The following is a 12,194-nucleotide window of genomic DNA, read 5'->3' on the forward strand; positions in this document are numbered from 1 at the left end:
TTTACCGATACTGTATATATCTGCTTCTTTAGTTAAAGAGACAGATTTAAAATTGTCAATTTCCCAATGGGGTGATTGACATTTTTTTGTTTAGTATTACGGTCAGATGACCGGGGTTGATTAGTGCGCAATATGGATTAAAAGTTCAGTAGATTAAAAGCAGAAAAGGCGGCTATTGTACACCAACCTTATTTATGATTTGCAGATATGAAGACCTTTTTTTGCTCTCAAGCTGAGTTTCAGTCTTCATCCGCCTCTTGAATTGGACAAGTATGGATTTTTAAAACAATTAAAGGTTTGTCCATTACCATTTGCTTTATACTTCATACATTATATTAAAGGTAGTTTCATTCAAACCTTTAAATATCTGCAGGAAGGAGGAATGAATATGATGGGAACTTCTTTTGCGTTAATTGTTGTGTTGTTCATATTACTCATTATTGTAGGAACTTCATTCGTTGGAAGCTACTAGACAACAAAAAATAATATATTGTATTTCTCTTTTTAAGATTTGTTCTTAAATAAAGAGGAAATTATGTAAGATTAGTTATAAGATTTCGAGACATGTTGTAGAAGGACAAACGTTTGGTTCTACCCTTTTGTTGAATCGATGAAAAGAAAGGAGAGTGATATGCATGCATCCTTTAATGAGATATAGAGGAGAACCAGTTGAGGTAAGAACTTGTGATGGTAGAACATATAGAGGAATGATAGACTGGGACCCACCTCCAGGAGGAATTTTTTTACGTTCCGGCTTTCGTAGAAGATTCATTCCGTTTTTTGCAATTGTCTTTGTTTTCTCATTCCGTTTTAGAAGGCGGATATTTTGAGAAAAAGCTTGTAACCTAAATTCAATGGGGTAGATTTAATCTACCCCATAATGTTTTAGAGTATTCTTTCTTCTATTAGTTAGTTTAATAATTTTATCAGCTGGTTTGGCTTACCAAGCAATTGTAATGTTTATATTGCCGGGTAAATCTATTCCAATCGCACTCATGGCAACAGCAACTTCTGTAGTTATACTAATTGGAGAATTAGTAGGTGGATCATTTGGTCCCAGCGTAGCTGGCTATCTATCTGATCAATCTACACTAGCTGCAGCATTGTGGTTTCAGCCATCTTATCTGAATTAGTCATGCTGTGTTCATTCGGGTACAAAGAAACAGCTCCAAATGTAGTTGCTAAGGCATCAATTGATTTAGGAGCCTAAAGCAAGAAACGCTTAAAAAACTGCATTAATCGACAAAACGACAGGTGAATAAATACTTGTCGTTTTGTTTCTATCATAATTTTTCTGTTAATGAACAATAGGTCTCTAATGTTCACTACGGAAAAAATATTTCAAAAAAAATGAGCAGAGAATAAGCCGCGTGGTCTAACCCTGCGGCTTACTTTAGCTTTTCCTAAACATAATTATGGCCCTAAGCAAAATGCTTAGGGCCTCAGCCATTTATATTAAATTATTTTAATTAAAATTGGCCATGTGTGCCAGCCATTTGTTGTTGAGCCATTGAAACTAGACGCTTTGTAATTTCTCCACCAACTGATCCGTTAGCACGAGAAGTAGTGTCTGCACCTAGGTTAACACCGAATTCTTGAGCGATTTCATATTTCATTTGATCAAGTGCTTGTGCAACTCCAGGAACTAATAATTGGTTGCTGTTACCGCTGTTGTTGTTTGCCATAATACTTCACTCCTTAAGAATTTTCTGTGTTGTAATTGGTAGGGCTAGTTGGAATTGCACCAACAGTGTGTATTCACTGCCACGAAGGCTAACCCTATGATATAAAGGTATATTGCATTAATTTATTTTTTAACTTAGTTGCAATGTTGTTTGTTGTATTCTTAAGTTAACCAATTTTATTTTATTTATTATTGGTAAATTTTTGAATGTTCTTCCTATTGCTTTTGAAATTATTTTTGAAAAACTATTGAGAGTATTTTATGTGTTTCACTATCGTTTATTCTGATATCATAAAGCCAATTTTTGGAGTGAATTGCTTGTTGTAGACTGTTGCTGTCATACACATACTTTTACTATAGAATTTTTCTACTTAATAAAGTTTAAAAGGGGTTAAATATATGTTTGTATGTCCATTATGCAATCAAATCGAGCAGCAGCAATATATTTGTCCACATTGCCAGCAGGCAATGGCGGATGAAGGAAGATTAATGGATTATTTCGATGCTTATAGTGCTTACTTAGATATTGAAGGGATGAAGCTTTTTGATGGGTATCCCAACAATAGAAAAAAACATGAATGTCCCCATGTTTTTTCTTGTTTAAAATGTTCGAAACAAGTTGTTTATTTAATTAACGAGATGGAACTTTAGTATTTATTTTCATTTATGAAAAAATATTATATAATAATAGTACACTATGGGGTACTGTACTTTAAGGGTGGTGAGTAAAGATGGAATATCCACAAGATATGAAAAACCGTTTAAAGCGAGTGGAAGGACAAGTTCGTGGGATCCTTCGTATGATGGAAGAAGATAAAGAATGCAAAGAAGTAATTACGCAGTTATCGGCTGCTCGTGCAGCGATTGATCGGACAATAGGTTATGTTGTTGCAAAAAATTTAGAACACTGTATTCGAGCCCAAGCTGAAAAAGGCGAAAGCGCAGAAGATGTTATTAATGAAGCGGTACAAATGATTGTTAAAAGTCGATAAATGGACAATAAAAAGGGCTGTCACAGCCCTTTTTACTTTCCAGCTCCAGCGCTTTTCTATACTATTCCAACTCTAGTGGTGGTTCTTCTTTTTCAAACGATCTAGCTTCACCTATTTGTGGATTATCTTCTCGGTTAATGATTGTTCCTCCTGCCATGCCCTCGTTAATCATGCGATCAACATCTAAAAAATACCGGTCTCGGCCTTCATATTTTGAATCCTTCTCCATTAGATTTTTAATTTCTTGCTCTCTCTCGTTTTCGTTTAAATTCATAATAAGCAGTTACCTCCCTTTTCCTTTAATTTGTTCATAACAGTTGTAACTATTCATACTCCAAAAAAATGTCTACTAAATGGTTGAGTCCAGCTTCATATATGTCCGGCTCATCAAATTTCATTGGTTTTGAATTGACATCAAAAATATAAAATGCTCCCTCAACCGTTTTGCCGACATCCATTGAAAATTCTTTTATCAATCCAAATTTGGAGCTATCCCTAAATGCTTGTTCCATAGTATTTCCACAAAGTATTGCCAAATTCTGAATTTTCCTAATATCTTTTTCTGTAGTTATTTCATCCACGGTTAATATATTTCCGCCTTTTAACACATGCGTTGTTATTCCGTTCAGTTTGCTTTGCCTAATACCGATCCCGGAAACAACCCATTTATTCTTGACATGATGGGCAAGAACCCGATAATCGAAAGGACATTCCTCATATGTCAAAATGTCCGTTTTTTGTTGTAAAATATATTCCCGGTCAAACAGCAAAGGATTTACCTTCTTTTCCCAAATATTTTGAAAAAAGGAGGTGCCATACATACCGCTGTGTCCTTTTATATGAAAGGTTTCGTCCTCGTGCCTGGAAAGTACGAAAATTCCATTTCCTTTACTGCCTTCATTCGGTTTTAAATAAAGGGAGTGAAATTTATTTAATTGCTCCTCAAGCTGTTCTTTTGACCTGATTAATTGTGTAAATGGGATATGCTTTTTAAGCGTTGAATCGTTGGTTAAGGCATTATAGACGTCCCATTTTTTGAAAAAGCCACCATTAAACATCGGAACGTTATGATCATTACACCATGCTTTAAAAAGTTTGAATTGGTCTGTATTTTCATCCTTACGATATGGTATACGATTATATATAACAGTTGGAACTCCATCAAAATCAATGGTAACCCAGCAATTTTTCCTTTTAATAAAAACAAAGCCACTTGTCAGACGGTTTTCCTTTAATGAGTCTGGCGTAAAAAGCACGGCCTTTCCGCCTCTTTTTGCTAATCTTGTGGATATGTCCCGAAATAACGAAAGGTTTCCTGTGATCTTTGAGTTTTTCCCAGCTGTAGTTAAAATTCCAACGATGAATGGTTGTTTTCGGAAATTTTTATTTATTTTCATTGAAAAAGCACCTCTGGTTCATAAATAGACCTTTTTGTTAGATAGAGGGCAAAGGAAATTGGTAAAGAGCGTGATAATTGATCGTAATCCTTAAGCTTTGGATGCTTAAAAATAGAGCGGCCTGGCTTTGAATTTGCTTCGAAAAGCCATATCCGGCCGTTTTTATCTATTCCCACATCATAGCCTATCTCACCAATTGTTCCGGCAATTTCCTTTTCCAATATATGGCTCATAACAAGGACGGCTTCCTCAAGCTTTTCAACAATGTTGTATGATACTGGTATTAATTTTTTTATTTCATCGACCGTTTTTACAATCCCGCCGCTTCCCAAATGCGTTGTAACACTGCCAATTCCTGCAATTTTAGCGGCAATGGCACTCATTTGCCAAATGCCAGTTTCATCCTTATTCGTATGGATTCGAAAATCAATTGGTTTATCCTCAACCCTAAAAAGGGGAATGCCTTGTTGAGCGATAAATCCTTCGAGCGTTTCTTTTTGGAATTGTTGTCGCAGCAACGATTCTAGTGTCTTGTACTTTCGTAAATGATTCTTTTCATCTTTACGAAAACGACAGTACCATTCCTCCTCATCTGTTGCTTTAATGACTTGGTGAATGCCAAGCCCCAGGCTGCCGTTAATCGGTTTAATATAAACACTGTTATATTTAGAAAAAAGAGCTTTAATTGAATCTAACGTTGGATTTAAAGCCGTTTCCGGTAGAAACCCGGCAACATCAGGATAGGTACTAAAAATCTGGTGAATCTCCCACTTGTTAAAGAAACCAGGGTTAAACCATGGAATCAAGTATTCATGTTGCAGCTTATTTTTAATATTTTTTAAGATATTGTGATTTTCCGTTTTTCGGTTTGGTAACCGATCATATACGACGTTTGGAAATGGAACTTCAATTTTCTTCCAACCGTCTGTGCTGTGGAATAGACCTTCAATTCGTCCAGTCTCCCAGTTAATGTGGTTGGCACCAAAAATAAATGTAAATGCACCCACTTTTTTTTCGGTAGAAAGCAATTTTGCAAAGAATAAGGTTCTGTCACCGATGGGTCTAATAATAGATCCAGTAAAACCAGCCGTAAATATCCCGACTAATGGCCCGATGTGAAGTATGCCTTCATGAGGGATTACATGGACCTTGCTTTCATAAGGGATACCCAACCGTTCCCAAATCGCGGATGACACGTAAATGGTTTGAAATTCCTTCGTCCGTTTTATTTGACAATTACAAATTTCTGTACCCAGGGAAATTTGATGATAGTCGCTGAACTGATCAAATAAAGCCTGAGGCAACCGAACATAATTTGAAGTATCAGGTATTTTTTTTACGGTATATAAAGACATCTCTTATCAGCTCCTTTGCAGTGCGATATGCTTGCAATACTCTAAAGGTGCACTGTATAACGTATTTTCAACACCTTGATTTGTTTGCAAAATTGTTTTATGACCGGGTTTTGAATTTGTATCAAGAATCCAGATTGAACCATCTTTTGCAACTCCAAGATCTATTCCAAGTTCAAATAATGGACCGAAATTTTCCTCAAGCGTTTCAGGCAGCTGAGTGATAATCGTTTGGATATCATCTAAAAGCAGTTCTTGTTGATTGCGGTCAATGGAATTCAGCCATTCACTAAAGGAATGGGCATCACCACCGCCGTGTAAGTTAGAGATGATATGACCTTCTTGACCTTTACGAACACCACGTCCAAGTTCATGCCAATTATTACCTTTATCTTTTTGAAGTAAGATGCGAATATCAAAAGGTCTTTTATCCTCATCAAGAAGTGATAAATACTCTTGAATTAGATAAGAATGGGCAGTTAGCAATTGCTTTAACCAGTTATTTAACGGTTCTTTCTTTGAAAATATTTTATGAATGACGTTTTTATGACGATGGGTTTGAAATTCTATTTGTTTGCCTTTTAATGTTAAAGAAATAATGCCTCTCCCTTGAGCCCCATTTTCCGGCTTCAATATAATTTTTTTATGTCTATTTAATGCTCTAAAGATTTCTTCTGAACTTTCAGCCTTTGAAGTGTCCGGAATGTAATATTTAAGTATGGAATGGGAGGAGAGTGTATTGTATATTTTCCACTTGTTAGGCAAGCCGTGCCCGATGAAGCAAATGTCTTTACGATTTTTCAGCCAGTTTACGATTGGTGAATATTTTTTAAGGATCTCTTCTGATGAGTAAAAACAACGGTCATAAATATAGGTTGGAATTGGAAAAATGGCATCTTCCCATTTTTCAGTAGATGAATTGAATCTTTTACCGTGTACATGCTCGGTTTGTGGGTTAATATCTACCGGTGAAAAGCAAAAGATTTCAATGTCCATTGGTGCTCCTCTTTTTCCGATTTCAGTATAATAATCATGTTCTGTTTTTTTATTTAATGTTAAAAATCCAAAGGATAACATCATTATACCCCCTTATAATCTCCAGCCTGAGAGACTGTAACAGTAAATTAATATCGCTTTTGCCGAAGGTCTAACTTTAGGAGTGAATCCTTCGGGATCCTGATTTTTTGAAGGCTTAGTATTAATTTCAATAATCCATGGTTTCCCATCTTTATCTAGGGCTAAGTCAATCCCCAATTCCCCGTAGATTCCATCGGCATGTTGGTCAATAATTAGAGCTGCTTCAATTGCAATTTCTTTTAAGAGCTGACCAATTTGAACGATCGTTTTTTTATCAAAATGGTCGACTAAGGCTTTTTCGATTTTAAATAATTCTCCGCCTCTAGATAGATTTGAGACAAATTCATTTTTTGAGGAAACCCTTGCAACTGTGGATGTTACTACCCATTCCGTTTCATTATGTCGATGGCATAAGAGCCGAAAATCGAGGGGACGGTCTTCCTCATAGGCTAATAGTGATATGCCTTGTTGAATAATGTAGCGTTGTTTTTGTAAACGTGGCTGAATGGCTTCGTATAAAAGTTGTATCGTTGGGAATTCCTTCTCAATTTCCCCAGAAAAGGTTGAGTAATCTAATAAAAACCTTTCTTCTTTAGACTCTACTTTAAATATATTTTTGCCTTGGCTTCCATGAACCGGTTTTAAAAATAAAAAATTGTGCTTGTTTATCATTTCTTCAAATGTTCTTCTTCCATTTAACAGCTTCGTATCTGGCAAATAGGGTAATAGATGTTCTTGACTGGATAGAACTTCATACACATGCCATTTATTGAGGAATCTTTCATTAAAATAAGGAATGTTTGCCTGATTTAATCTCTCAAAAAACTGCTTTGCTTTTTCCGACCTTTCCACTAGTCTGGAATGAATCCGATTATGGACAACATGAGGGACAGGTAACTTTCCTTCTTTCCAATTCTTTTCTGCCAAGGAATATATATATCCATTTACATAATCGTTATAAAGGCTTTCGAAGTGAAACACGTAGACTAATATATGCCGTTCATATCCATAGGCTTGTAATTCTTCAAGAAAGTCATGGATCGTACCGAAATGGTTATTATGGATGCGGTCGGTTACAATCCCGACAAAAGGTCCTAACTCCCAAACTCTTTTATTAGAATGTATGTTTACAAAAATCGTAAAGGAATCGATCGGTAGATAAAGTCCTTCAAGAATAGCATCCGCACAATAAATGGTGGATTTTTCTTTTGATGAACTTACATGTATAATACAATCGACTACTTGGTTTCCGGCAACTAATGATATTTTTTGACCGTGGGAGGTATTTGTTTGCTTCGATAAATCGGAACTAATTATAATGATAGTGGAAGATTCTGCTTCTGTATGATCTAGAGGAAGAATCTGAACCTTGAACATATTTTTCATAATAAACCCTCACAATGCCCATGGGCGTTAGCTGATTAGAGTATCATATGAGAATAAAGGCGTTAGTGTGAGGAATTAGATAAGGAAGGTTGTTAGTTACATGAATTTAATAGGCATGCTTTTATTTATGGCAGTTATTGGTGCGGTGATTGGCGGTGTGACGAATCATCTTGCCATTAAAATGCTGTTTAGGCCACTTAAGCCCATTTATTTATGGGGGAAAAGATTGCCGTTTACACCGGGGCTCATTCCGAAACGGCGTGAGGATTTAGCGATCCAGCTAGGACGAACGGTCGTGGATCATCTTTTAACGGCAGAAGGGATTCGAAGTAAATTTAAAGAGCCGGCCTTTATTAAGGATATGGAGGTATGGGCGAAGTCAGAGGTTTCAGTCGTATTAAATAGCCAAAAAACGCTTTCTGAATGGTTGGAAGGATTCGGTGTCAGTGAAGCTGAAGAAAAGCTGAAGGAAAAGTTAAATGCTTTTATTGAGGCAAGATACGAAGATTTACTTGGACAAGCCCGTTCTCAGGTCTTGGGTGAAACATTACCTGAAGAACTGCTTTTAAAGATTGACTCCAAAATTCCGGATTTTTCTGCCTACATTTTAAATAAAGGGATTAGCTATTTTGAGAGCAGTGAGGGAAGAGTCCGTTTAAGCATGATGATTCAAGATTTCCTTGAAAACCTCGGTTCACTTGGAAATATGGTGCAAATGTTTATAAGCAATGATACAATTGTAAACTCTGTTCAACCTGAGTTGATTAAATTTTTGAGCCATGAAGGAACACAAAATATGTTAACACAATTATTGGATCAAGAATGGGATAAAGTGAAAGGCTGGGAGGTTGGAACACTTGAAGAAAAGGTTGGACGTGAACAACTGCTTTCATTTTTAAAAACACAAATTAATGAACAAATTCCTTACAGAAACTGGCTTCAATCCTCAATCGAGGAATTATCAAAATCCTATCATGAATTAATTCTCGAAACCTTAATACCTAAGGCAGTTAGCATGATTAGTGATTTCATCGACAATCGCATTGAAGAAATGATGCAAAGACTTCATCTTTCCGAGATTGTCCGAAAACAGGTAGAAGCTTTTCCTGTTGAGAGATTAGAGATTATTATCCTTTCTATTTCAAGTAGAGAATTTAAAATGATCACGTATTTAGGTGCTTTGCTTGGTGGATTAATTGGAATTGTGCAAGGATTAATTGTTTATTTTGTTGGCTAGAACTTTCTAATGATTAGTTAGTATCAATTTTGGGAAGTTAGCATAATTTTAGGAAAGAAGAGGAGGGATTTTGTAATGGCAAATGTATATGATGTGGCCTATGCCCTGGAAAAAGCGATTAGGGATAGCGATGATTTTAAAAGATTAAAACAGCTTTACGATATTGTTAATAATGATGCCTCATCGAAACGTCTATTTGATAGTTTTCGTGAAACCCAATTTGAACTGCAGCAAAAGCAAATGATGGGTGAGGATATTTCAGAAGAGGATATCCAAAAGGCACAGCAGCAATTTACCTTAATCGGGCAGCATGAAGGGATTGCGCAATTAATGCAGGCTGAAGAAAGAATGAGTATGATTATTAGTGATTTAACAAGAGTAATCATGAAGCCGTTAGAGGAGCTTTACGGAGCACCTGAGGGACTACAATAAAATAGATTACGAAAAAAGCTGACAACCGAAATGTCAGCTTTTTTTGTTCTAAGGGAATTTTCTTACTCATATTTATCATAAAGTGATACTTGTATTAAGTGGAGCCGAACACACAAGACAAGGGGGAGCTATTATGATGTATCGATTACTGGCAATTAATATTGATGGCACATTATTAAAATCTAATGGAAGACTATCCCGGGAAACAAGGCAGGCAATTGATTATGTCCAAGATAAAGGTGTATATGTTACGTTAGTTACTAGTCGCAACTTCCCTTCAGCAAAAAAAATAGCAAAAGCATTAAAATTAGAAAGTCATTTAATTACACATAGTGGTGCTTTTATTTCTGATAATATCGAGGAACCGCTTTTTGAAGCAAGATTATCAGAAGAAAAAACCTTCAACATAGTGCAAGTTCTCGAAACCTATAACTGTTCGATTAGGCTACTGCATGAGCGCTATTCGATTGGAAACCGTATTAAACAAAAAGGTAACTTAATGGGAAGGGTTATTGCGGATTCAAATGATCCGTTATTCTATCCAATTCAATTTGTCCATAGCCTAAGTGACCAACTCGTTGATTTCCCGATGGCAACTCCGAAAATAGAGGTTTATTTTTCAAATAAAGATGAATTGAAAGAAGTGAAAGAGGTTGTAAAAAAATCTTTCCCGGAAGTAAACGTGATCGATACTCATGAATTATCATTTGAAATTTTACCTGGTGCTGTATCGAAGGAACGAGGTGTTAAAAGACTAGGAGAACATCTCGGTATTCCAATGGAAAAAACAGTCGTAATCGCCGATTCCATTAGCGATATTCCAATGATCAGCCAAGCAGGACTTGGCGTAGCGATGTGGAATTCACCGTTTGCAGTGAAAAAAGCGGCGGACTGGGTGACAAGATCGAATAATCATAATGGGGTTGCGTTTATGATTCGGGAGCACTTTAGAAAGCAGCAAAGAATTGAATTTTTACGGCAAATTACAAAATAGATGGAATGCGAGCCGCAGGGTCAGACCCCGCGGCTTATTCTGTTTGACCAACCATACATTGTTAAGTAAACTTGAAACAGTGTACATCAATAGAGTAGGTGACGAATAATGAAAATACAAATTACAGGTGTTGAGCCCCAATTTGAACGCAATCTTCAGCTAATTGCTGATTTATTTTATGAAGAGTGTTCTGTGTTCGTCGCGGCAATGGAAGAGCCAGCGGATGTTATCGTTAATTATAAGATCGACCGTGAGAAACAGATTCGTATCGAAGCACAATTGGTCGAAATACAAACCAATACCTCATACAGCACCCATTATGAAAAGAGCAGCGAGTTTCCACCAGGTACTAAGGAATGGGATAAAGCAGCACGACATGCTATCTCCTATGCCTTTTTAATTTTATTGCAGGACTTGACTGGCATTATTCAAAAGTGGGGGACGCTAACTGGAATTAGGCCAACTAAATTACTGCACAACAAAGTAAATCAAGGGGCCGCAAAAGAGGATGCACACGCAGAACTAAAGAAAAACTATATGATCCAACAAGAGAAGTTGGAACTGATGCAGGCGATTGTTGACAACCAATTGCGGACGATCCCCGACTTATTTTCGCTTCAAAACGAGGTTAGCATCTATATTGGAATTCCATTTTGTCCAACAAAATGTGCCTATTGTACATTCCCGGCCTATGCGATAAATGGGAGACAAGGATCTGTAAATTCCTTCTTAGGCGGATTGCATTATGAAATGCGGGAACTTGGCAAGTGGCTGAAGGAAAATGGCATCAATATTACGACCATTTATTTTGGCGGTGGTACCCCAACAAGCATTACAACAGAAGAAATGGACATGCTTTATGAAGAAATGTATGAATCCTTTCCGAATATCGATAAAGTCCGTGAAGTGACGGTAGAAGCGGGGCGACCGGATACTATTACTGTTGAAAAAATCAATGTCTTAAAGAAATGGAATATAGATCGCATCAGTATTAATCCGCAATCATACATTCAGGAAACGTTAAAAGCAATCGGTCGGCATCATACGGTTGAGGAAACCATTGAAAAATTTAAATTAGCTCGTGAAATGGGCATGAAAAATATAAATATGGATTTGATCATTGGTCTACCAGGGGAAGGTCTCCCGGAATTTGAATATACATTAAATGAAACGGCTAAGTTAATGCCGGAATCTTTAACAGTTCATACTTTATCCTTTAAAAGGGCTTCAGAAATGACCCAAAATAAGGACAAGTATAAGGTAGCCGATCGAAATGAAGTTCAAAGAATGATGAATATGGCGACTGATTGGACGAAAGCCCACGGCTATCAACCATATTACTTATATCGCCAAAAAAATATTCTAGGTAACTTAGAAAATATCGGCTATTCACTGCACGGCCAAGAAAGCTTATACAATATTTTAATAATGGAGGAGCAGCAAACGATAATCGGGCTTGGCTGTGGTGCCGCAAGTAAATTAGTTGATCCGAAAACGAAGAAGATTACCAGGTTTGCAAATCCGAAGGACCCTAAAACGTATAATGATAAATATGAACACTATACAAATGAAAAGATTAAATTATTATCGGAATTGTTTGTGAAATGAAGTATAATAAACATTGGGAAAAATTTAAATATTAA

The 12,194-nt window shown here is 36.5% G+C and carries 14 protein-coding genes; 8 read left to right on the plus strand and 6 right to left on the minus strand.

Annotated features, from left to right (window positions below; translation table 11 throughout):
• The first annotated feature begins 391 nt into the window (after window positions 1-391).
• Both BAZO_RS21425 and BAZO_RS22150 read left to right on the plus strand, forming a co-directional pair.
• Window positions 392-472 carry a YjcZ family sporulation protein gene (locus BAZO_RS21425; protein WP_162137827.1) on the plus strand — a complete coding sequence of 27 codons (81 nt, stop codon included), beginning with the start codon at window positions 392-394 and terminating at the stop codon, window positions 470-472.
• Between the two features lie 463 nt (window positions 473-935).
• A complete protein-coding gene (locus BAZO_RS22150) occupies window positions 936-1,133 on the plus strand; it encodes a hypothetical protein (protein ID WP_157382032.1) in 198 nt (65 codons plus the stop codon).
• Window positions 1,134-1,469: 336 nt separating this feature from the next.
• Here the strand turns inward: BAZO_RS22150 and BAZO_RS00995 are convergent, their stop codons facing one another.
• Entirely contained in the window at window positions 1,470-1,685 is a 216-nt protein-coding gene (locus BAZO_RS00995; protein ID WP_003329314.1) for an alpha/beta-type small acid-soluble spore protein, read from the minus strand.
• A gap of 398 nt (window positions 1,686-2,083) precedes the next feature.
• On the opposite strand from BAZO_RS00995, the gene BAZO_RS01000 reads away from it, so the two are divergent.
• Window positions 2,084-2,335, plus strand: coding sequence for a hypothetical protein (locus BAZO_RS01000; RefSeq protein ID WP_003329315.1), 252 nt, complete (start codon window positions 2,084-2,086; stop codon window positions 2,333-2,335).
• Between the two features lie 80 nt (window positions 2,336-2,415).
• On the plus strand, window positions 2,416-2,676 hold the full coding sequence (locus tag BAZO_RS01005) for a metal-sensitive transcriptional regulator (RefSeq protein ID WP_003329316.1): 261 nt from the start codon (window positions 2,416-2,418) through the stop codon (window positions 2,674-2,676).
• Window positions 2,677-2,737: 61 nt separating this feature from the next.
• Here the strand turns inward: BAZO_RS01005 and BAZO_RS01010 are convergent, their stop codons facing one another.
• The 5 genes from BAZO_RS01010 to BAZO_RS01030 are packed head-to-tail and all read right to left on the minus strand — an operon-like array spanning window position 2,738 to window position 7,888.
• The gene (locus BAZO_RS01010) at window positions 2,738-2,950 is read right to left on the minus strand and encodes a hypothetical protein (protein ID WP_003329317.1); all 213 of its coding nucleotides are present in this window, start codon (window positions 2,948-2,950) and stop codon (window positions 2,738-2,740) included.
• Between the two features lie 49 nt (window positions 2,951-2,999).
• Window positions 3,000-4,073 carry a YheC/YheD family endospore coat-associated protein gene (locus BAZO_RS01015; protein WP_003329318.1) on the minus strand — a complete coding sequence of 358 codons (1,074 nt, stop codon included), beginning with the start codon at window positions 4,071-4,073 and terminating at the stop codon, window positions 3,000-3,002.
• Window positions 4,070-5,428 (minus strand): YheC/YheD family endospore coat-associated protein, encoded by a 1,359-nt coding sequence (locus BAZO_RS01020; RefSeq protein WP_003329319.1) that lies wholly within the window; start codon window positions 5,426-5,428, stop codon window positions 4,070-4,072. The genes BAZO_RS01015 and BAZO_RS01020 overlap by 4 nt, the downstream gene beginning before the upstream one ends.
• 6 nt (window positions 5,429-5,434) lie before the next feature.
• Window positions 5,435-6,505 carry a YheC/YheD family endospore coat-associated protein gene (locus BAZO_RS01025; protein WP_235786682.1) on the minus strand — a complete coding sequence of 357 codons (1,071 nt, stop codon included), beginning with the start codon at window positions 6,503-6,505 and terminating at the stop codon, window positions 5,435-5,437.
• A 9-nt stretch (window positions 6,506-6,514) separates the two neighbouring features.
• Window positions 6,515-7,888 carry a YheC/YheD family endospore coat-associated protein gene (locus tag BAZO_RS01030; protein ID WP_003329321.1) on the minus strand — a complete coding sequence of 458 codons (1,374 nt, stop codon included), beginning with the start codon at window positions 7,886-7,888 and terminating at the stop codon, window positions 6,515-6,517.
• Between the two features lie 100 nt (window positions 7,889-7,988).
• Between BAZO_RS01030 and BAZO_RS01035 the strand changes: the two genes are divergently transcribed.
• The 4 genes from BAZO_RS01035 (at window position 7,989) to BAZO_RS01050 (ending at window position 12,159) form a co-directional block, all read left to right on the plus strand.
• A complete protein-coding gene (locus BAZO_RS01035) occupies window positions 7,989-9,125 on the plus strand; it encodes a DUF445 domain-containing protein (protein ID WP_003329322.1) in 1,137 nt (378 codons plus the stop codon).
• 75 nt (window positions 9,126-9,200) lie between these two features.
• Complete coding sequence (locus tag BAZO_RS01040; protein WP_003329323.1) at window positions 9,201-9,557, plus strand: YlbF/YmcA family competence regulator; 357 nt, start codon at window positions 9,201-9,203, stop codon at window positions 9,555-9,557.
• Between the two features lie 136 nt (window positions 9,558-9,693).
• On the plus strand, window positions 9,694-10,551 hold the full coding sequence (locus tag BAZO_RS01045) for a Cof-type HAD-IIB family hydrolase (RefSeq protein WP_003329325.1): 858 nt from the start codon (window positions 9,694-9,696) through the stop codon (window positions 10,549-10,551).
• A 108-nt stretch (window positions 10,552-10,659) separates the two neighbouring features.
• Entirely contained in the window at window positions 10,660-12,159 is a 1,500-nt protein-coding gene (locus tag BAZO_RS01050; RefSeq protein ID WP_003329326.1) for a coproporphyrinogen III oxidase, read from the plus strand.
• Window positions 12,160-12,194: the final 35 nt, after the last annotated feature.

The organism is Schinkia azotoformans LMG 9581 (genome assembly GCF_000307855.1).
In the GTDB taxonomy this organism is placed as follows: domain Bacteria; phylum Bacillota; class Bacilli; order Bacillales; family Bacillaceae_J; genus Schinkia; species Schinkia azotoformans.

Bases quoted from the DNA above. Each gene is read 5' to 3' on its own strand.
- BAZO_RS21425 (WP_162137827.1), top strand. From the start codon at position 392: ATGGGAACTTCTTTTGCGTTAATTGTTGTGTTGTTCATATTACTCATT.
- BAZO_RS00995 (WP_003329314.1), bottom strand. From the start codon at position 1,685: ATGGCAAACAACAACAGCGGTAACAGCAACCAATTATTAGTTCCTGGA.
- BAZO_RS01000 (WP_003329315.1), top strand. From the start codon at position 2,084: ATGTTTGTATGTCCATTATGCAATCAAATCGAGCAGCAGCAATATATT.
- BAZO_RS01005 (WP_003329316.1), top strand. From the start codon at position 2,416: ATGGAATATCCACAAGATATGAAAAACCGTTTAAAGCGAGTGGAAGGA.
- BAZO_RS01010 (WP_003329317.1), bottom strand. From the start codon at position 2,950: ATGAATTTAAACGAAAACGAGAGAGAGCAAGAAATTAAAAATCTAATG.
- BAZO_RS01015 (WP_003329318.1), bottom strand. From the start codon at position 4,073: ATGAAAATAAATAAAAATTTCCGAAAACAACCATTCATCGTTGGAATT.
- BAZO_RS01020 (WP_003329319.1), bottom strand. From the start codon at position 5,428: ATGTCTTTATATACCGTAAAAAAAATACCTGATACTTCAAATTATGTT.
- BAZO_RS01025 (WP_235786682.1), bottom strand. From the start codon at position 6,505: ATGATGTTATCCTTTGGATTTTTAACATTAAATAAAAAAACAGAACAT.
- BAZO_RS01030 (WP_003329321.1), bottom strand. From the start codon at position 7,888: ATGAAAAATATGTTCAAGGTTCAGATTCTTCCTCTAGATCATACAGAA.
- BAZO_RS01035 (WP_003329322.1), top strand. From the start codon at position 7,989: ATGAATTTAATAGGCATGCTTTTATTTATGGCAGTTATTGGTGCGGTG.
- BAZO_RS01040 (WP_003329323.1), top strand. From the start codon at position 9,201: ATGGCAAATGTATATGATGTGGCCTATGCCCTGGAAAAAGCGATTAGG.
- BAZO_RS01045 (WP_003329325.1), top strand. From the start codon at position 9,694: ATGTATCGATTACTGGCAATTAATATTGATGGCACATTATTAAAATCT.
- BAZO_RS01050 (WP_003329326.1), top strand. From the start codon at position 10,660: ATGAAAATACAAATTACAGGTGTTGAGCCCCAATTTGAACGCAATCTT.